This window comes from Mesorhizobium subarcticum, assembly GCF_055456085.1.
Map to the genome: position 1 here is coordinate 2950575 of NZ_CM144237.1, position 18941 is coordinate 2969515.

Sequence of the window (18941 nt, forward strand, 5' to 3'; positions counted from 1 at the left end):
GTCAGGCCGTGGCGAAGTGGTCGTAGATGCGCTTCGACAGCCAGAAGCCGACATAGACGGCGAAGCCGCCAATGACGATGTGCGGCAGGTTGGCGAAGAAGCGGGCGGGGAATTCGATGTCGTTGAGGGAGCGGAAGCCGTTGATGAAGATGCCGGCATCGAGACAGCCGGAGCCGGTGATCAGCCCGAGCACGCCATCGAACAGATAGACCGAGCCGAACAGCTTGAAATAGAACACCGCCTGGCGATGCGAGATGAAGGCAGCGGCCAGCGCCCAGACACCGGAGAAGGCGTGCAGCAGATCATCGTACCATTGCAATGAGAACAGGCCGAACAGATTGCCATTGGCGTCATTGAAGGCCGGTATATAGCCGATGGCGACGACGCCGAAGAACAGGAAGGCGTAGGCCACGGCAAGCTTCTGGATGAGCGTCATGAAGTATCCCCCTTCAAGAGACTGCTTGGAAAGTCACTCCGGCGGCCATCTGATGGCGTTTTCTGCGCTTCCGCGTTCTACTGCGTCGCAGTAGAACTGAGCTCACGGACTCATGTCCGCTGCGCTCCGGTTCTCGAAACCACCACCATATGACTCGCCAGAGCAACTTTCGAAACAGTCGCTGAGCGCGTATCGAACAGACTCTATCTGCTCGATACTAACCGATTTTGGGGCGCGGTGAAGCGGTGCCCTCAACTTTGCCGGGAAAGATCCTTTAGAGGACAAAGACAGTCGGCGCCGGGATTTCTCCCAGCGCCTCCCTGTCAGATCAGGACACGGTCGCGGCAGCAACTTCCGTAAAGTCGTCGCGCCATGCCGGCCTTGATTTTGACGGTCCTGCCAGCCACCACCCGAAGGCAGCGTCCGTTCCAGACCACGCTGGTCTTGGCCCTTGCGGGCTTTGCCCTGCGTGCCATCGAAGGTTTTTGCCGTCCTTCATGGCAGCATCGGTCCGCCGTCGGCGTTGGCACGCTTTCCGCGGCCCCGTAGGTCTCGGCTACCGTCCCTCAAACAGGCAAGCCTGCTCTCGCTTCGGGCCGTACGGGCCTCAGGAAACCCGCCTTTCACTTCGCCTTTCGGCTTGATGATTGGTAGCCGCCTGAGATGGGTTAAACGCCGGGTAAGGGTCTTGGGGAATGGCCGTGGGCCTGTGGATAGCGGGATTATCGGGGATCGTTTGCCTCAAGCCTGGGAATTCGAGTGCCGGCTGCTTTAGACAGCCCGCCCGCTTTTTCGCATACAGCCGACAGCGCCCCTTGCTCCACCGGCGGGCGCGATGTTGAATGCCGGCAAAGGATCGGGCCTGAACGTCCGGCGCCGGGGAGGGCGGGTATTTGAAAGTCGGGGTGGTACTCAATCCGATTGCCGGTGGCGGCCGGCTGAAACGGCATTGGCCCGAGGTTGCCGCCTCGCTGAAAAAGCATTTTGGCGATTTCGAGCTGCGCGAGACGCAGGCCGAGGGCGATGCCGAACGGCTGGCCATCGACCTCGCCGTCGGCGGCTTCGATCTGGTGATCGCCGCCGGCGGTGACGGCACGGCGAGCGAGGTGGCCGACGGGCTGCTGCAGGCATCCGAAGAGAGCGGCAAGACGACCGAGCTTGGCCTGCTGCCATGCGGCACGGGTATCGATTTCGCGCGTGGCCTCGGCCTGCCGAAGGAGGTCGACGCAACCCTGCAGCAGATTGCCCGCGCCAAGCCCCGCAAGGTCGATGCCGGGCGCATCTGCTACATCGACGACCATGGCGCGCTGGCCAGCCGTCACTTCATCAACATTGCCAGCCTCGGCCTCTCAGGTGCGACGGACCGCGCGGTCAATGCCGACAAGCGCAAGGGCAAGATGTCGGCCAAGGCGCTGTTCCTGTGGCGCACCGTGGTCGAGTTCATCCGCTACCGCTTCCAGGATGTGCGGATCACCGTCGATGACGGCGCCCCGGTCGAGGCGCGCATGGCGCTGGTTGCGGTGGCCAATGGCAAATTCTTCGGCGGCGGCATGCTGATCGCGCCGGATGCCGAACTGACCGACGGGCAGTTCGACATCGTCATCCTGCGCGCGGCGGGCAAGCTGAAGCTGATCTGGGACATCCGCCTGCTCTATGGCGGCCGGCACCGCAACCATCCGGCCATCACCATATTGCGCGGCCGAAAAGTGGTGGTCGAACCGCTCGGTGATGTCGAGAAGAACGGCGCACTGGTCGACATAGATGGCGAGTCGCCCGGGCGCATACCGGCGACCTTCGAGATCCTGCCCGGCGCGCTGACGCTGAGATATTGAGTCGTTGGCTATGCCGGTTTGAAGGCCGTCGCGGCGAGGTAGAGTGCTAGCACGACGAAGATGAACAGGTCCGAGACCATGGCGATGTTCTCGTTGGTGTTGCGGTTGCCATTGCGCGTATGCAAGGCGCCTGCCAGACCATAGAACAGGCCACCGGCGATTGCCGCCGGCACCACCCATTCACGGTTTAGCAGCGACACGGCGCCGAGCACGCCGATGGCGAAATTGCCGAAACCAAGCTCACGGACAATGACCTCCGCCGCCTTGTCCTTGATGCCGAAAATCGTGTCGGCGGTGAAGGCGGGGTTTGCCATCTGCCTGACGCCGGCAAGCAGCAGCCGCATGCCGACCGCCCAGAAGACGAACCACTTGCCGATGAGAAACACCAGGCCGGCGTCGCTGTGGAATGCGAAGGATTCGATGAGGATCGCGGCGACGGGAAAGACACCCATCAACAGCACAACAACCGCCAGATACATGAACCGCCCCCAAGCCGCCCCGGCTTCGCGCCATGGGGTTATCTGAGCCGAGCTGAGGTTCTGAATCAAGCGGCTGCGAGATTGATTCAGGTCTTTTCGAAACTGAATCCGGCTATCTATCCAAACGAATGAAATTGTTTGCTTTTCCGGCCGCTGGTCAGATTTCCAGTCTGGCCGGGAAGCCGGGCGCACGCAGGTCGGTGCCGACCGTATCTTCCAGCAGCTTGACGATCTGCGTCGACCAGGCACCGCCGCCATAGGCTTCCTTGCCTTGCTGAAAGATCGCGTTGACGCGCGTGGCGAGATCGAGCGGCACGCCGGATTGTTCCCCCATGGCGAGCGCGAAGCCGAGGTCCTTCAGCGCCAGGTCCATGGTGAAGCCGATGTCGTAGGAGCCGTTGAGGATGAGCTGGCTTTCGGTCTCGTGGACGAAGCTGTTGCCGGAGGAGGCAACGATGGCGTGGTAGCTCTGGGCGAGATCGAGCCCGCCCTGTTTGGCCAACATCAGCGCCTCGCCGGCGGCGACGAGATGGATGAAGGCCAGCATGTTGGTGATGACCTTGATCACCGCCGCCGAACCGATTGGCCCCATCAGGAAGGACTTCGCGCACATCGCTTCGATGGCCGGTCGATGCCGCTCGTAGAGCGCGGCATCGCCGCCGACCAGCGCGGTGATTTTTCCAACCGCCGCCAGATGCACGCCACCGGTGACCGGGCATTCCAGTGTCTCGATGCCTTTGGCCGAGGCGAGGGCGGCAAGGCGGATGATCTCGTCGCGGCCATTGGTCGACATCTCGATCCAGGTGCCGCCTGGGGCCAAGCCTTCCAGCAATCCGCCCGGGCCGGCCAGCACCGCTTCGCTCACCTTGGGCGAGGGCAGGCAAGAGATCGCATTGCCAGCTCGCGCAGCCGCCTCGGCGGGGCTGCCAGCCTTGGTCGCGCCGAGCGCAACGAGGCGCTCGACGGCGGCGAGGTCGCGGTCGAAGACCGTGACGGCAAAGCCGTTGCGGATCAGGCTGGCGGCAAGGTTGCCGCCGAGATGGCCAAGGCCGATGAAGGCGTAGCGTTCGCTCATGGCATCAACGGCGTTTGCATCATCTGCAAATGCAGGTCCTTGCCGGTGTATGGGTGCGCGTCGCAGACCGCCTCGTTGAGCTCGACGCCGAGGCCGGGTTCCTTCGACGGGATGACGTTGCCGTCCTGCCACTCGATCTTCTTCTTGAGCAGCGTGGCGTGGAAACCGTCCCACTGCTTCAACGATTCCAGGATCAGGAAATTGGGCAGCGTCGCTGCCAGCTGGATGTTGGCCGCGCCGACGATCGGCCCGCAATAGCAGTGCGGCGCGATCTGGATGTGGTAGGCCTCGGCCATCGCCGCGATCTTCTTGGTTTCGAGAATGCCGCCGGAGCGGCCGAGGTCCGGCTGCAGGATGGTCGCGGCACGGTTCTCGATGACGCGGGCGAATTCAAACTTGGTCGTCAGCCGCTCGCCGGTGGCGATCGGGATCGATGTGCCCCGCGCCACCTGCGCCATCACCTCGGGCATATCAGGCGGCACCGGCTCCTCGAACCACAGCGGATCGTAAGGCTCGATGGCGCGCGCCATGCGCAGCGCGCCCGATGCGGTGAATTGGCCGTGCGTGCCGAACAGGATGTCGGCGCGATTACCCACGGCCTCGCGGATCGCCTTGACCATGCGGGTGGCGACATCGATGTCGAGCAGGCGCGGCTGGTGGCCGTCGAAGGCGGTGTAGGGACCGGCCGGGTCGAGCTTGACGGCATTGAAACCCTGCTCGACATATTCGAGCGCGCAGGCAGCGGCGAGGTCCGGATCGTTGTAGACGTTCTTGCCGAGCACGTCCTCGGAATGGACGCTGCCGGTATGCGGGTAGAGATAGGTGTAGGAGCGCAGCGTCTCGTGCACCTGGCCGCCGAGCAGTTTGTAGACCGGCTTGTTGGCCTCCTTGCCGACGATATCCCAGCAGGCCATTTCGAGGGCCGAGAAACAGCCCATGCCGGTCACATCAGGCCGCTGGGTGAAGCCGGAGGAATAGGCGCGGCGGAAGAAGTTCTCGATGTCGTGCGGATCGTGGCCGATGAGATAACGCTCGGCCATGTCCTCGACCAGCTTGGCCGTGATGTGGGCGGAAAAGGTGGCGTTGTAGGCCTCGCCATAGCCGACCACGCCGCCATCGGTGGTCAGCTTGACGAAGATGAAATACTTGCCGCCGATACCGGGCGGCGGGTTGCCGACAACCCAGGTCTTGACATCGGTGATCTTCATTTTTGGTCCTCCAGAACCAGTTCGGCGCCCTTCCATCCGGTCATGATGGAGGCTGCATTGGTGTTGCCGGTGATGTTGTCGGGGAAGATCGAGGCGTCGATGACGCGCAAACCTTCAAGGCCATGCACCTTGAGACGCGGATCGACGACGGCGCGCTGGGGATCAGGCCCCATGCGGCAGGTCGAAACCGGATGATAGACAGTGCCGGAGCGCTTCCGGAAATCGGTGATCAGATCGGCGTCCGACTGGATCGAAGGACCGGGCAGGACCTCTTCGGCGATGATCTCTGCCATGGCAGGCATCGAGGCGATCTTGCGCACGAACTTCACCGCCGCCAGCATTTCCTCGACGTCGGCATTGGTCGAATAGGCGTTGGCAGTGATTTTTGGATAGTCCAGCGGATTCTTCGAGCGGATCATGATCTCGCCGCGGCTCGACGGGCGGCAATTGGACAGGCCGATGGAGAAGCCCGGCCACGGGTCGGGCGTCAGGATCGGCCGCTCGCCACTCTTTGGAATGACGGTCGAGAAGGCCTGAAAATAGAGCTGCATGTTGGGGCGGGTCGCCGTCGGATCGGTGCGGAAGAAGCCCCCGCCATGGTTCATCGACAGCGACAGCGGGCCGGAGCGGGTGAGGATGTACTGCATGCCGACCAAGAGCTTGCCCCACCACGGGCGCAGGATCTGGTTGAGCGTCGGCAGCTTACCCTTGAACGTGTAGTTGATGCCGACATGATCCTGCAGATTGGCGCCGACATTTTCGCTGGCGTGGAGGACCGGTATGCCGAGTCCGCCAAGCAGCGCCGACGGACCGATACCGGACAATTGCAGCAATTGCGGCGAGTTGATCGAACCGCTGGACAGGATGACCTCGCGGCCGGCGCGCGCCGTCCTGGTCTCGCCGTTCTGCAGATACTCGACGCCGACCGCGCGTTTCCCTTCGAACAGGATGCGGGTCGCCAGCGCATTGGTCTCGACGCGGACATTGGCGCGTTTCATCGCCGGGCGCAGGAAAGCGCGGGCGGCGGACATTCGGCGGCCGTTTTTGGTCGAGATCTGGTAGGTGCCGACGCCTTCCTGGGTAGCGCCATTGAAATCGGGGTTGAGTGGCAGGCCGGCCTGCTGGCCGGCGGCGAGATAGCGCTTTGTCAGAGGGTGGACGGCGTTGGCCGTGCCGCTGATGTGCAGCGGGCCACCGGTGCCGCGCCATGTGTCGGCGCCGGCCTCATTGTCCTCGAGCGCCTTGAAGGCCGGCAGCAAATCATCATAGCCCCAACCAGGGTTGCCGGCGGCGCGCCAGTCGTCGAAATCCTCGCGCGCGCCGCGGATCCAGACCATGGCGTTGATCGAACTCGACCCGCCAAGCAGCTTGCCGCGCGGCCAGTGGTCGACGTTGCCGCCGAGACCGGGGTCCGGCTCGGCCTTGTAGTTCCAATTCACTGTCGGGTCGAAGAAGGTCTTGCCGTAGCCGAGCGGCATCTGCACGTAGAAGCGCCGGTCGGTGCCGCCGGCTTCCAGCACCAGCACCGAAAAGCGCCCCGAGGCCGACAGTTTGTCGGCAAGCACCGAGCCGGCCGAGCCGGAGCCGACGATGATGAAGTCGTAAGTCTGCATGATTGAAACGGGAGGCTCCTGAAATCCGGCCGCAGCCTAGACGCGACGGGTTCGCCGCGTCGCCGCGCCTTCCGGCATGCGTTGTGAAAAAAGCGACTGTGATGCCGGGTCGAGTTGTGGGGAATCCCGACAATCGCGCTTGATATGCATGGGGTCGACAGCTTATGCGGTGGAATTGTTCTGGAGCAGGAAATCATATGCGGACGCTGTCGGATGCCTTCATTCCCGAGCTGCCGGGCCACTACAAGGGCAAGGTCCGCGAAAATTACGATCTGGCCGATGGGCGGCGCATCATCATCGCCACCGACCGTCTCAGCGCCTTTGACATCATCCTGACCTCGATCCCGTTCAAGGGAGAGATACTCACCCAGACGGCGCGCTACTGGTTCGAGGAAACCGCCGATATCTGTCCGAACCATGTGCTCGAATACCCCGACCCCAATGTCGTCGTCGGCACAAGGCTGGACATCCTGCCGGTCGAGATCGTCGTGCGCGGCTATCTGGCGGGGACCACCAGTACCTCGATCCTGACCCGCTATCGTCGTGGCGAACGCGAGATGTATGGCATGCGCCTGCCGGACGGCCTGCGCGACAATGAGAAGCTGGCCGAGGCCGTCATCACACCGACGAGCAAGGCCGCGGATGGCGCCCATGACGAGCCGCTGTCCAGGGCCGAGATCCTCGAACAGGGACTGCTCACGCAGACGCAGTGGGACACCGTCTCGGATTACGCCTTGAAGCTGTTCGCCCGCGGCCAGGCACGCGCCGCCGAACGTGGCCTGATCCTTGCCGACACGAAATACGAATTCGGCACCGACAAGAACGGGACAATCATCCTGGCCGACGAAATCCATACGCCCGACAGCAGCCGGTACTGGATCGCGGGGAGTTATGAAAAGGCCCTGGCCAACGGCACGCGGCCGGAGAGTTTCGACAAGGATTTCATTCGCTCGTGGGTGTCGGCGCGCTGCGACCCCTACAAGGATCCGGTCCCGAAGATTCCGGACGAAATCATCGAACAGGCCTCCGGGATTTATGCGCAGGCATACGAGGCGATCACCGGCAAGGCATTCGTCCCTGACCTTTCCGGAGAAACCGTTCTCGATCGCATCCGTTCGAACCTCGCGCGCTATTTCTAGCGGACCAGCGAAGCTTTGCCGCGTTGACGCGTCAGCGCCGTGACGCTACGGGATCGAGGGCAATCGATCGCAGGGATTTCTCGCATGGTGCAATACGCGGATGGACGGCCGATCGGGGATCTGACGCTGCGCACGCTGGCCATGCCTTCGGACGCCAATGCTGCCGGCGACATCTTTGGCGGCTGGGTGATGGCGCAGATGGACCTTGCCTGCGGCATTCGCGCCGCCGAGCGCGCCAGGGGCCGCGTGGTGACGGCGGCGGTCAAGGAGATGTCCTTCGCCAAGGCGATGAAGATCGGCGACACGCTGTGCATCTACACCCATGTCGAGCGCGTCGGCCGCACCTCGATGACGCTCAAGGTCGAGGCCTGGGCGCAGCGCTATCTCTCCGACCTGATGGAAAAGGTCACCCACGCCGATTTCGTCATGGTGGCGCTGGACGGCGATGGCAAGCCGAAGGCCGTTCCGGCCGAAAGCTGACCAAAGCCCGTTCTCCCAATCCCTCGTTCTCCTAATGTAGCGCAATTGTAACATCACCCGTGCGGGCGATGCGCTTGGCGACATCCTATGGTTGCCTTCACGTCCGATTGTGACGGCATTGGGGGAGAAACAATGCGTCAACACATGCTGAACGGCTGGCTCGTGGCAGCCCTTTTCGCTTTGATCTGCCTGCTCGGCGTAACCGCTTATGCCGCGGTCAAGGACGACCTTCCGCGCACCGCTTGCTTGCATATCAACAAAAGCGTCAGGAAGTCCGCCGCGACATGCGCGCCCTGCAGCCCGGCGCCTTGCGAAGGCATGGCGTCGAGAGCCTGACTGGTTGCCCTTGGCATGCGGTTTTCGTCGTCAAGGCGACACGTCAGTGGTCGATCATAAAACAGTGCTGCCAGGCCGCATCTAGAGAGCCGCCAGTTCGCCTGTCATCAGGCAAATTTCCTCACCGCGAAACTCAAGATACCTTGCCGTGCAAGGGTTTCAGGCGCGCACGCCGTCGAATTTTTCGCGCGCCGCCTGGACGCGCTGGGTGTTCCTGCGTGCCCAATCGCCGAGCGCGCTGACCGGTACCAACAGTTCGTGACCGAGTTCGGTCAGTTCATAATCGACGCGCGGCGGAATGGTCGGGAACACGGTGCGGGTGACGAAGCCGTCGCGTTCCAGCCCGCGCAAGGTGGTGGTCAGCATCTTTTGCGAGATGCCGCCGACGGCCGCGCGCAACTCGTTGAAACGCAGGGGTCCATCGCCAAGCTTGCCGACCACAAGCACGGTCCATTTGTCGCCGACGCGCTGCAGGATTTCCGAGATTGCGCGGCAGTCCTCGGTGTTGTGCGGGTGCCTCAGTAACAAAACGGTGCCTCCTTGCGTCGGGAGTTGACAGTATCTCATATAGCGCCGGTATCCAAACGATACCAGCTTTATACTGGAATGGAGAGCCCCCATGTCAAAGCCGAAAATCGCCATCATCGTCGGTTCGACGCGCGCCGCGCGCTTCGCCGATGTGCCCACCCAATGGATCGCCAAAATCGCCAAGTCGCATGCCGACATCGACGTCGAGATCGTCGACCTGCGCGACTTCCCGCTGCCCTTCTTCGACGAAGTCGCATCCTCCGCCTGGGTGCCGTCGACCAACGAGGTGGCGCAGCGCTGGCAGAAGAAGGTTGCCGAATATGACGGCTTCATCTTCACCGCCGCCGAGTACAATCACGGCCCGACGGCCGTGCTGAAGAACGCCATCGACTACGCCGCCAATGAATGGAACAAGAAGCCGGCCGGCTTTGTCGGCTATGGCAGCGTCGGCGGCGCCCGTGCCGTCGAGCAACTCCGCCTCCATGCCGTCGAGCTGCAGATGGCGCCGGTCAAGTCCGCCGTCCACATCGCCTGGGGCGACTTCCTCGCCGTGCGCCAGGGCGAGAAGAAGCTTGAAGACCTTGAGCATCTGAACCAGGCCGCCACAGCACTGGTCAACGACGTCGCCTGGTGGGCCAAGGCGCTGAAGAAGGCACGCGCTGCCGATGTGGTCGACGAGGAAATCAAGGCGGCCTGATCGCCTTTTTGAGATCATCCTCCCAAGGGATATGGGGCGGCGCTTGCGCCGCCCTAACTCTTTGTTTTGACGCAATTTCCTAGGGAAAGCGCTAAGCGCTTTTCCCGGGAAAACCGTTTCACACGTTTCCTGGAATTGCTCTGGTTATAGCGGTTCAAACCGAAAGCTGCCGCCGGACCTGACAAAACGGCCAATGCCGGGCGAATCCAGATGCGCGCCGGCAACGAAATGATTGTCGTCCGCCGCAAGCGCCAGCAACCGCAACCGGCTCTCACGCGCCTGGTCCTGATCCGCATCGAATTCCCATGTCACCTCAGGCCGATCGAACTGAAGCGATGGGACGTGAACGGTGTCGCCCCAAATCAAAATGCGCTCGCTGCCACTGGAAACGCGAAAGCAGCTGTGACCGACTTCATGGCCGTGAGCGCCGATGATGTCGACATATGCCCCGACACGGTCTCCCGCTTCGAATGGTTCCGCCATGCCGTGAAATCGTTCAAGTCGCGCTTCGGCGCGAAACAGGCCGAGCTCTTCCCTGGGAACAAGCAGGCGCGTCAGGCGGGGGAACGCGTCGCCGCCATCGGCAAGCACAAGACCATGGATGTGATCGAGATGAGTATGGGTGAAGCAGACGGTGCTGACACGTCCGACATCGATGCCGGCTTCATCCAGCGCCTGGGGCAGCCGGCCCATGGTCGGGTGCCAGGCATTCGAGGCGCCGGTATCGATCAAGATGATCCCGTGTCCATCGTCAATCGCGAAGGCGTTGACAGAGAGCCTGAGTTGACCGCCAACCAGCGTGACCTGGTCCGGCAAGTCATCGCCAAATGGCTTGTCGCCGGGTTGCCGAAGCCGCCTGATCGGCATGTCGACATAGCCATCGCGCAAGGCGGTGATGCGCAGGTCGCCGAGAGTGTAGGTCCAATGAAGTTCGCCCGAAGCTATGCGGTGCATTTGCCGTTCCGTTCTGAAGACGTCAGACAGTCTGCGATGAGTAGCCAGTGTCCGCAACCCGCCCGGTCCAGCTCATCAGCGAGCGACCAGCGGCGTACCTGTTAAGACCTGTTTCATCCAGTGGGCCGGATGGGGGCTCCATCCACGATCTCCAAGGAAGAAAGAGGGCCACCCCCGTCCGATCACATGCGAGTGACTTGCATAATGAAACTAACTTGGCTATAAGTCGCTTTCATTATGAAAGAGACTCCGATCATGGTCGCCAAAACAAGCTTCGAAACACGCCCATGCCCGATCGCGCGCAGCCTCGACGATGTCGGCGAGTGGTGGAGCATTTTGCTGCTGCGCGACGCGTTCCAGGGGCTGACGCGTTTCGACCAGTTTCAGAAGAGCCTGGAGATCGCGCCCAACATTCTCACACGCCGGCTGAACAGCCTGGTCGAGCGCGGCCTGTTCGAGAAACGCGCCTACTGCGAACGGCCGCTTCGCCATGAATATGTGCTAACCGCCAAGGCGCGCGATTTCCGCCCGGTGCTGTTGTCCCTGCTTGCCTGGGGCAACAAGCATCTCGCGCCCGAAGGCCCAAGCCTGGTGATTGTGGACAAGGCTGACGGGCGCTGGGCCGAGCCGGTTCTGGTCGATCGCCAGACCGGCAAGGAGCTCGACAGCGATGGCTTCACCATGGCGACGGCGCCCAGGGCTACCGATCGCATGCGGCAGCGCTATCGCTTCAGCACAGAGGGCTCCGGCCTGCCGCTCACCGACAACACGCCAGCTGATCAAAGCCGTGAAGAGGCGCGAGGCAAATGAACAAGGTTCTTTCCGCTGCCGAGTTGCAGCCTGCGCAGCCATCGGTCGTCCCGGTACCCGCGCCTGCAAAAAGCCGCCGCAAGCCGTTCGTCATGCTGGGCGCCGCGATCGCCGTGGGCGTCGCCGGCTGGTATGGCTTTCAGTGGTGGCAGGCGGGCCGTTTCCTGATGTCGACCGACGATGCTTATGTCGGCGGCAATGTCACGCCGCTGGCGCCACGGGTCGCCGGGCATATCGACCAGATCCTCGTCGAGGATAACCAGCATGTCGATGCGGGCCAGCTCATCATCCGCATCGACGACCGGCCGTTCAAAGCCGCCGTGGACCGCGCTCAGGCTTCTGTCCAGCAGCAGCAATCGGCGCTGGACAATCTCCGTGCCCAGGTCTCGCTGCAGAATTCGCTGATCGAACAGGCCGAGGCCGATCTCGACGCCAAGAGCGCCGCCGCTACGTTCACCACCCAGGACGCCCAACGCTATGCGGTTCTGGCCAGCACCAAGGCTGGCACGCAGCAGGACGCGCAGAGAAGCCTTGCCGCCGACAGCCAGGCGAAGGCTTCCGTTGCCGCCTCCCGAGCCGGGCTTGCCGCCGCGCGGCAACAGCTCGCTGTGCTCAACACCCAGATTGCGGAAGCGACCGCCGCCGTTTCGGCCGCCAAGGCCGATCTCGACACGGCCGAGCTCGATCTCGGTTTCACGCAGATCCGCTCGCCCATCGATGGCCTCGTTGGCAACAGGCTGGCGCAGGTCGGCACCTATGTCTCGCCGGGCAGCTATCTCTTGACGATCGTCCCGCAGACCGGGCTGTGGGTCGATGCCAATTTCAAGGAGGACCAGCTGCGCAGCATGACAAACGGACAGACGGCGACGGTCTATTCGGATATTGCGCCCGACCAGTCGCTCAAGGGCCATGTCACCAGCCTGGGGCCAGCCACGGGAGCGATCTTCAGCGTCATCCCGGCGCAGAACGCCACCGGCAATTTCACCAAGATCGTCCAGCGCGTTCCCGTTCGGATCACCATTGACCAGGACCAGGGCAACAAGGTCGCGTTGCGGCCAGGCCTGTCGACCGTCGTGACCGTCGATACCGCGTCGCGCTGAGGACGCCATGCCAGAGCGCGCCGAAAAACAGTCCTTCTTCTCAGGCATTCTGCCGTTCATGGTGATGTGCGTGGGGATGTTCATCGCGCTGCTCGACATCCAGATCGTCGCCTCCTCGCTGCAGGATATTGGCGGCGGCCTGTCGGCGGCGCAGGACCAGATCGGCTGGGTGCAGACCTCCTATCTGGTGGCGGAAATCATCGTCATCCCGCTGTCGGGCTGGCTCACCCGGGTGTTCTCGACACGCTGGCTGTTCACCATCTCCGCGGCCGGGTTCACCTTGGCCAGCATGCTGTGCGGCTTCGCCTGGAGCATCGAAAGCATGATCGTGTTCCGCGCGCTGCAGGGGCTGCTCGGCGCCTCGATGATCCCGACGGTGTTCACCTCGTCGTTCCACTATTTCCAGGGGCCGAGGCGTGTCTACGCAGCGGCCGTGGTCGGCAGCATCGCCTCGATCGCGCCGACGCTCGGCCCCGTCATCGGCGGCTGGATCAGCGACACGCTGAACTGGCACTGGCTGTTCTATGTCAACGTCATTCCGGGCACCATCATCACCATCCTCGTCGCGGCGCTGGTCAAGATCGACAAGGCCGATCCTTCACTGCTGAAGGGCGCCGACTATATCGGCATGGTGCTGATGGCCGTCAGTCTCGGCACGGCCGAATATGTGCTGGAAGAGGGCACGCGCTGGAACTGGTTCGACGATGCAACGATCCGAAATGGCGCCATCGTTGCCAGTGTCACGATGGTTCTGTTCGTCATTCGCAGCCTGACCTATTCGCAGCCGGTGGTCGATTTCCGCGCTTTCGGCAACCGCAATTTCGCCATTGGCTGCTTTCTGTCCTTCGTCACCGGCATCGGCATCTTCGCCACGATCTATCTGACGCCGCTGTTCCTGGGGTACGTGCGCGGCTACGACGCTTTTCAGACCGGGACGGCGGTGTTCTCCACCGGTGTCGCCTCGATGGTCGGCGTTCCCGTCTACATCTTCCTCGCCAAGCGCTTCGACACGCGCTGGCTGATGATGTTTGGGCTGGCCTCCTTCGGCGCGTCGATGTGGAGCTTTAGCGCCATCACAAGCCAGTGGGGCGCGGCGGAGCTTCTGATCCCGCAATTGTTCCGCGGCTTCCCGCAGGTCTTCGCCGTCGCGCCAAGCGTCAATCTCGGGCTCGGCAGCCTGCCGCCCGAAAGGCTGAAATATGCCAGCGGCCTGTTCAACACGATGCGCAATCTCGGCGGTGCGGTCGGCATCGCCATTTGCGGCGCGATCCTCAACGACCGCACCAACTTCCATTTCCTGACGATCGCCTCGCACCTGACCCCACAGAACGAGGCCGCGATGCGCCTCGTCGACACTGTCGGCCAGCGCTACGGACAGTTGCCCGGCGCCATTGCGGACGGTCATACCGCCGCGCTGAAGCAGCTGTGGCAACTGGCCTATCGCGAGGCATCGACCATGGCCTACGCCGACGCGTTCCTGGTGATCATGGCAGCGTTCGTCATCGCGACCGCGCTGGTTCCCTTCCTGCGCAATGTCACACCCAAGCCTCTGCCTCCGGGCGCACACTGAAGCGATCAGGGCAAACGCTTAGTCCGTGGCCGTCCTTTTGCCGAAAGCCTGCCAGCGGGCTTCGACTTCGGCGCGAAGCCGGTCGCGGTCGGTGGAGAGCACCTCATGAGGCAGCGCGACAAACCGTTTGCCATCCTGGGTCGGGAAAATGTTGCCCAGGCGCGAGGCCGTGAGGTTCGGGGCGAATGTGAAGGTCACCAGACCGATGCCGAGCCGCTTTGGCCCCCTGCTGTTTCGGTAGACAGCCCTCCACAGAGGCATGATCGTTTCATCTGTGAATGCCTCGGAAACCTGCAGCGCGGTGACATCCCGGTACTGGTCTTTGCCCCAGCGATACCAAGACGTGCCCCATCGCCTCTTCACAACCTCGAAGGTAATGTCGAGCCAGGAAATGTCCTCCACCTCCCGCCAGGGGACGTCGAGAAAGACATAGCCGTCGAGATTGAGGCGCAACCCGTCCGGCGATAGCCGCAAGAATGGCTCGGCGGTCAGCCATCCGTTCGTTTGCCAGACAGTCGCGAAGGCAGCCGCAGCCGCCACCGGAAGACCCAACAGCCAGTTCTTGGCCCCGAAGGCGACGATGAGCCCGACGACGAGAACAAGCGCCGATGTGGCGATGAATTTCAACGCGGCCTTGCCGGTGCCATAGGCAATGATCTGGTTGACGTCTTGTGCCTGGTCTGAACTCAACGGTCCGCCTCCCATGGCCGGCACTGCTTTGCAGGCAAGAGCCGCCACCAAGACTGTCATGGACGATACAGGCTGACCATCGACCCAACAAGCCCTGCGCTGAACCGCACTGCGTCGATGGTGGCGTCCGCGTCACGAACCGGCTCGCGGTTGGAGCCGAGGCAGGCGATTGCCTAGTCACCCGCGCGGGCGAGCAACAGCGCACGCTCCCTCTCATTGCCGGTGAACTGGGCGGCCTGGCGGAACGCCGCGCGGGCTTCCGCCTGATGTCCCAGTTTCTCCAGAAGATCGCCGCGCACCGTGGGCAAGAGGTGCGAGTCCTTCAGGCGCGGTTCGTCCTTCAGCGCCTCGACGATGGCGAGGCCCTGCGCCGGTCCGAACGCCATGCCGACGGCCACTGCCCGGTTGATTTCGACGATGGGCGAAGGGGCGGCAAGCGCAAGGGCTTGATAGTATGCGGCGATTGCGATCCAGTCGGTGTCGGCGGCTGTTGCCGCGCGGCTATGGCAGGCGGCGATCATCGCCTGCAAGAGATAGGGGCCGGGCGCCGGCGTCAGGGTCATGGCGCGGCTCAGGCCGTCGAGGCCGCGCCGGATCAGCGACCAGTTCCATCGGCCGCGGTCCTGGTCGAGCAGCAGGATCGGTTCGCCCGCTTTGCCGGTGCGGGCGGGAAAGCGCGAGGCGTTGAGCTCCATCAGCGACACCAGCCCCAGCACCTCAGGCTCGTCAGGCATCAGCGCCGCCAGCGAACGGCCAAGGCGCAGCGCTTCGCCGCAGAGATCGGCGCGCAGCCAGTCCGGGCCTGTGGTCGCCACATAGCCTTCGTTGAAGGTGAGATAGACCACCTCCAGCACGGCGGCGAGGCGTTCGCGACGCTCCTGGCCGCGCGGCGTTTCGAATGGGATGCCGGCATCGCGAAGCGTCCGCTTGGCGCGCACGATGCGCTGGGCGATGGTGGCTTCGGGCACCAGGAAGGCGCGAGCGATCTCCAGCGTCGACAACCCGCCCAAGAGCCGCAGGGCGAGTGCCGCGCGCTGCTCGGCCGGCAAAAGTGGATGGCAAGCGGTGAAGATCAGCCGCAAAAGGTCGTCGTCGATATCCTCGTCGAGCACGGCCTCGATGTCGGGCATCTCGCGCTCAAGCTCGGTGAGGTCGATGGCGAGTTCACGATGCTTGCCGTCGATCATGGTGGTGCGGCGCAGCCGGTCGAGTGCGCGATTCCCAGCAACCTCGGTCAACCAGGCGGCCGGGTTGCGCGGAATGCCGTCCCGGGGCCAGCGCTCCAGCGCCAGCAGGAAGGCGTCTTGCGCAATCTCCTCGGCCAGCCCGATGTCCCTGAGATAGCGCACGAGCCTGGCGGTGAGCTTCGGCTGCTCGATCCGCCAAACCGCTTCGATGGTGGCTGCGGCTGTCAACCGTTCAGCTCGCCAAAGCTTTCTGCCACCTTCTGGACGTCCTCGGGGAACTCGCTGATCTCGAAGACGCGGCGAACCTCGATCACGTCATTCTCGCCGGCCGGGCAGCGGCGGGCCCATTCGATGGCCTCTTCACGCGAGCGCACGTCGATCACCCAATAGCCGCCCAGCACTTCCTTGACCTCCGCGAACGGCCCGTCGGTGACGGCAGGTTTGCCGCCCTTGTAGCTGACCCGCGCGCCCGATGACGGCGGATGCAGCCCGTCGAGCGCCAGCAGCACGCCGGCCTTCTTCAGCTCCTCATTGTATTTCATCATCCCCTCCACCGCCTTGGCATCGGGCATGACATCGGGCGCTGCCTCCGCGTAGCCGCCGGGGATCATCAGCATCATGAACCGCATGGTCTTTCTCCTTGGTTGGGTTGGTTCGATCATATGACGAACGGGAGATGGCGAAATCGACAGCGGCGCGAAGAATCTCCGTCCAGCCGAAGCGCTTCTTTGCGGATCGATCAAGGTTTTCGCTACGGCCCGTTGGCCGCGATGCGGTCAATGGTGTCGATCAGCCGCTTCCGCTCCTTGTTGATCCACTGGCCCTCCGAATAGTTCTGGAGAAACGTCTCGACGAACTCGACAGGGTTCTCGCCGACGATCGCGCGGATCGGCGTGCCGTTCGCCGCGCTTTGTTCGAAGAGGTCGGCGAGATCCTCCAGCATCGACACCATGGTGTCCCCGTTCGTAATCGCCCCGAAGTACATCAGGTAGCGGTTCAGCGCCTCGATCACCGCGCGATAGTTCGCGGGGAGCCGTTCCGTCCGCGCCTTGTACTGCCAGTAGCGCTTCTTCTGCTCGATCGACCCTGTGACCTTCTCGATCCAATTTGTAGCCATGTCTATTTCCTTTCCGTGTGGAGCTGTTCGAGCCGTTCCGCGAGGAAGTTCCACGTCCTCCAGAACTCTTCGAGATAGTCCTGTCCCTGAGCGTTGATCGAATACACCTTGCGCGGTGGCCCCATCTGGGACGGAATCTTCTCCACGTCGACGAGGCCCTTTTGCTCGATCCTGACGAGCAGGGCGTAGACGGTGCCTTCGGCGATGTCCGAAAAGCCCTGTTTTCGCAACAGCGCCGTGATCTCGTAGCCATAGGCGCGCTGCACGGACAGGATCGCCAGGATGATGCCCTCCAGCGTGCCTTTGAGCATCTCCGTCATCTGCTTGCCCATGGAGCACCTTTCAATCTACTCAGTGTTGCTGACTACTGGTACTTAGCACTGCTAATTAGATGCCGTCAAGCTTTGCGTGATGCGGGAGTTGCCGGGCGTACCCTTGCAGCCCTGGCTGATCCGGGTTGGACCGCCATATGGGCGAGGCTGCCATCTGGCCCTGCCAGTTTGCGCTGATATGTCAGGCTGCATCCGTCACATCGAGTAAGCCCGCGTGAAATCATCGAATCTGGCCCGTGCCGTTTCCCCCATGATCCCGGTGCTCGTCTGCGCGTTCGCTATCTTCCTGCTGTCCGGCATGGATGCGGCGATGAAGGTGCTGGTCATCGCGGTCGGCGTTTACAACACGGTGCTTTGGCGCAGCCTGCTGGCGACCGTCATTGCGGGCGCAGGCTGGCTGGCGGGGCCGCGCTCGCTTCCGTCGCCTTCCGTGCTGAGGCTGCATGCGCTGCGTGCCGCGGTTGTCGGCATCGTCCTGCTGTCGTTTTTCTGGGGGCTTGCCAGGCTGCCGCTTGCGGAGGCGATCGGGCTCAGTTTCGTAGCGCCGCTTTTTGCTCTCTTGCTGGCGACGCTGTTGCTGGGGGAGAAAATACAGCGGCAAGCGATCTGGGCCTCCCTGGCCGGCATGGCCGGTGTTGTCGTCATCATAGCCGGCCAATTCGGGCATGCGACCTATGCCAGGGATGCCTTGCTTGGCACGGTGGCGGTTCTCGCCTCGACGGCGTTCTACGCCTACAATCTGATCCTGGCGCGGCAACAGGCGCAGGTGGCCAAACCCATCGAGATCATGCTGTTCCAGAACCTTTGTCTGGCGATCATGCTTGCTCTCGCGGCACCTTGGCTAGCCGTTGCCTTGCCTGGCAATCTCTGGCTTCCGCTGGCCGGAGTGACGGCGCTGTCGCTCACCGGCCAATTCCTGATGAGCTGGGCCTATGCGCGGGCAGAAGCGCAATATCTGATTCCAACGGAGTACTCGGCCTTCATCTGGGCGATCGTGCTTGGCTGGTTTTTCTTCGAGGAGGCGGTGACCTGGACCACGCTGGCGGGAGCCGGCCTCATCGTGGCCAGCTGCCTCATCGCAGCGCGCTCGAACCCCAGACTTGCCGAGCCGATCGAAGCCGCGGTTTGAGGCGAAGCGCCCCCCACGACGCGTCGACGCGTAGTTCTCAACGCAGAAATTGCACGATCCTATCAAAAGCAGGGAGCGCCTGTGCGTGGCCTGAATCAAGCATGATCGTAAGTATATCTGCTTCTTGTTAAATTTTATTAAATATTTCGTCAGCCGAATTACGATCTGTAGACCATCCGTCGGGTTGTTGTGCTTCCAGTTCCGAAAACGTCACTGAATGTTCGATGTA

Annotated in this window: 20 protein-coding genes; 8 read left to right on the forward strand and 12 right to left on the reverse strand. The window is 62.8% G+C overall.

Going from position 1 to position 18941, the window contains the following annotated elements:
- Position 1: 1 nt before the first annotated feature.
- Positions 2-436: a hypothetical protein gene (locus ACZYHG_RS14360; RefSeq protein WP_464614340.1), complete on the reverse strand. Its 435-nt coding sequence runs from the start codon at positions 434-436 to the stop codon at positions 2-4.
- 893 nt (positions 437-1329) lie between these two features.
- Here ACZYHG_RS14360 and ACZYHG_RS14365 point away from each other — a divergent pair.
- Positions 1330-2268, forward strand: a complete 939-nt coding sequence (locus ACZYHG_RS14365; protein ID WP_464614341.1) for a diacylglycerol/lipid kinase family protein — start codon at positions 1330-1332, stop codon at positions 2266-2268.
- 8 nt (positions 2269-2276) lie between these two features.
- Here the strand turns inward: ACZYHG_RS14365 and ACZYHG_RS14370 are convergent, their stop codons facing one another.
- From ACZYHG_RS14370 to ACZYHG_RS14385, 4 genes are all read right to left on the reverse strand, one after another.
- Entirely contained in the window at positions 2277-2747 is a 471-nt protein-coding gene (locus ACZYHG_RS14370) for a DUF6790 family protein (protein WP_464614342.1), read from the reverse strand.
- A 157-nt stretch (positions 2748-2904) separates the two neighbouring features.
- Positions 2905-3822 carry an NAD(P)-dependent oxidoreductase gene (locus ACZYHG_RS14375; protein ID WP_464614343.1) on the reverse strand — a complete coding sequence of 306 codons (918 nt, stop codon included), beginning with the start codon at positions 3820-3822 and terminating at the stop codon, positions 2905-2907.
- Positions 3819-5030, reverse strand: coding sequence for a mandelate racemase/muconate lactonizing enzyme family protein (locus ACZYHG_RS14380; protein WP_464614344.1), 1212 nt, complete (start codon positions 5028-5030; stop codon positions 3819-3821). The genes ACZYHG_RS14375 and ACZYHG_RS14380 overlap by 4 nt, the downstream gene beginning before the upstream one ends.
- Entirely contained in the window at positions 5027-6643 is a 1617-nt protein-coding gene (locus ACZYHG_RS14385) for a GMC family oxidoreductase (RefSeq protein WP_464614345.1), read from the reverse strand. The genes ACZYHG_RS14380 and ACZYHG_RS14385 overlap by 4 nt, the downstream gene beginning before the upstream one ends.
- Positions 6644-6840: 197 nt before the next feature.
- Here ACZYHG_RS14385 and ACZYHG_RS14390 point away from each other — a divergent pair, with 197 nt between their 5' ends.
- Positions 6841-7782, forward strand: a complete 942-nt coding sequence (locus ACZYHG_RS14390; RefSeq protein WP_464614346.1) for a phosphoribosylaminoimidazolesuccinocarboxamide synthase — start codon at positions 6841-6843, stop codon at positions 7780-7782.
- A gap of 84 nt (positions 7783-7866) precedes the next feature.
- Positions 7867-8262 (forward strand): acyl-CoA thioesterase, encoded by a 396-nt coding sequence (locus tag ACZYHG_RS14395; RefSeq protein WP_464614347.1) that lies wholly within the window; start codon positions 7867-7869, stop codon positions 8260-8262.
- A gap of 495 nt (positions 8263-8757) precedes the next feature.
- Here the strand turns inward: ACZYHG_RS14395 and ACZYHG_RS14400 are convergent, their stop codons facing one another.
- Positions 8758-9126, reverse strand: a complete 369-nt coding sequence (locus ACZYHG_RS14400; protein WP_464614348.1) for a winged helix-turn-helix transcriptional regulator — start codon at positions 9124-9126, stop codon at positions 8758-8760.
- A gap of 91 nt (positions 9127-9217) precedes the next feature.
- Between ACZYHG_RS14400 and ACZYHG_RS14405 the strand changes: the two genes are divergently transcribed.
- Positions 9218-9823: an NADPH-dependent FMN reductase gene (locus ACZYHG_RS14405; protein WP_464614349.1), complete on the forward strand. Its 606-nt coding sequence runs from the start codon at positions 9218-9220 to the stop codon at positions 9821-9823.
- Between the two features lie 144 nt (positions 9824-9967).
- Here ACZYHG_RS14405 and ACZYHG_RS14410 read toward each other — a convergent pair whose 3' ends face one another.
- A complete protein-coding gene (locus tag ACZYHG_RS14410) occupies positions 9968-10777 on the reverse strand; it encodes an MBL fold metallo-hydrolase (protein WP_464614350.1) in 810 nt (269 codons plus the stop codon).
- A 255-nt stretch (positions 10778-11032) separates the two neighbouring features.
- Between ACZYHG_RS14410 and ACZYHG_RS14415 the strand changes: the two genes are divergently transcribed.
- From ACZYHG_RS14415 to ACZYHG_RS14425, 3 genes are read left to right on the forward strand one after another with little or no spacing between them, the layout of a single operon-like run.
- Positions 11033-11587 carry a winged helix-turn-helix transcriptional regulator gene (locus ACZYHG_RS14415; RefSeq protein ID WP_464614351.1) on the forward strand — a complete coding sequence of 185 codons (555 nt, stop codon included), beginning with the start codon at positions 11033-11035 and terminating at the stop codon, positions 11585-11587.
- Positions 11584-12687 (forward strand): HlyD family secretion protein, encoded by a 1104-nt coding sequence (locus ACZYHG_RS14420; RefSeq protein WP_464614352.1) that lies wholly within the window; start codon positions 11584-11586, stop codon positions 12685-12687. The genes ACZYHG_RS14415 and ACZYHG_RS14420 overlap by 4 nt, the downstream gene beginning before the upstream one ends.
- Before the next feature lie 7 nt (positions 12688-12694).
- Positions 12695-14257 (forward strand): DHA2 family efflux MFS transporter permease subunit, encoded by a 1563-nt coding sequence (locus ACZYHG_RS14425; protein ID WP_464614353.1) that lies wholly within the window; start codon positions 12695-12697, stop codon positions 14255-14257.
- Positions 14258-14275: 18 nt separating this feature from the next.
- Here ACZYHG_RS14425 and ACZYHG_RS14430 read toward each other — a convergent pair whose 3' ends face one another.
- The 5 genes from ACZYHG_RS14430 to ACZYHG_RS14450 form a co-directional block, all read right to left on the reverse strand.
- Positions 14276-14947, reverse strand: coding sequence for a hypothetical protein (locus ACZYHG_RS14430; protein WP_464614354.1), 672 nt, complete (start codon positions 14945-14947; stop codon positions 14276-14278).
- Positions 14948-15120: 173 nt separating this feature from the next.
- The gene (locus tag ACZYHG_RS14435; RefSeq protein ID WP_464614355.1) at positions 15121-16362 is read right to left on the reverse strand and encodes an RNA polymerase sigma factor; all 1242 of its coding nucleotides are present in this window, start codon (positions 16360-16362) and stop codon (positions 15121-15123) included.
- Complete coding sequence (locus ACZYHG_RS14440) at positions 16359-16763, reverse strand: YciI family protein (protein WP_027030574.1); 405 nt, start codon at positions 16761-16763, stop codon at positions 16359-16361. Before ACZYHG_RS14440 ends, ACZYHG_RS14435 begins: the two co-directional genes overlap by 4 nt.
- Positions 16764-16885: 122 nt before the next feature.
- Positions 16886-17251 carry a DUF1048 domain-containing protein gene (locus ACZYHG_RS14445; RefSeq protein ID WP_464614356.1) on the reverse strand — a complete coding sequence of 122 codons (366 nt, stop codon included), beginning with the start codon at positions 17249-17251 and terminating at the stop codon, positions 16886-16888.
- Between the two features lie 2 nt (positions 17252-17253).
- Entirely contained in the window at positions 17254-17583 is a 330-nt protein-coding gene (locus ACZYHG_RS14450; RefSeq protein ID WP_464614357.1) for a PadR family transcriptional regulator, read from the reverse strand.
- Between the two features lie 250 nt (positions 17584-17833).
- On the opposite strand from ACZYHG_RS14450, the gene ACZYHG_RS14455 reads away from it, so the two are divergent.
- Positions 17834-18712 carry a DMT family transporter gene (locus ACZYHG_RS14455; RefSeq protein WP_464614689.1) on the forward strand — a complete coding sequence of 293 codons (879 nt, stop codon included), beginning with the start codon at positions 17834-17836 and terminating at the stop codon, positions 18710-18712.
- Positions 18713-18941 lie beyond the last annotated feature (229 nt).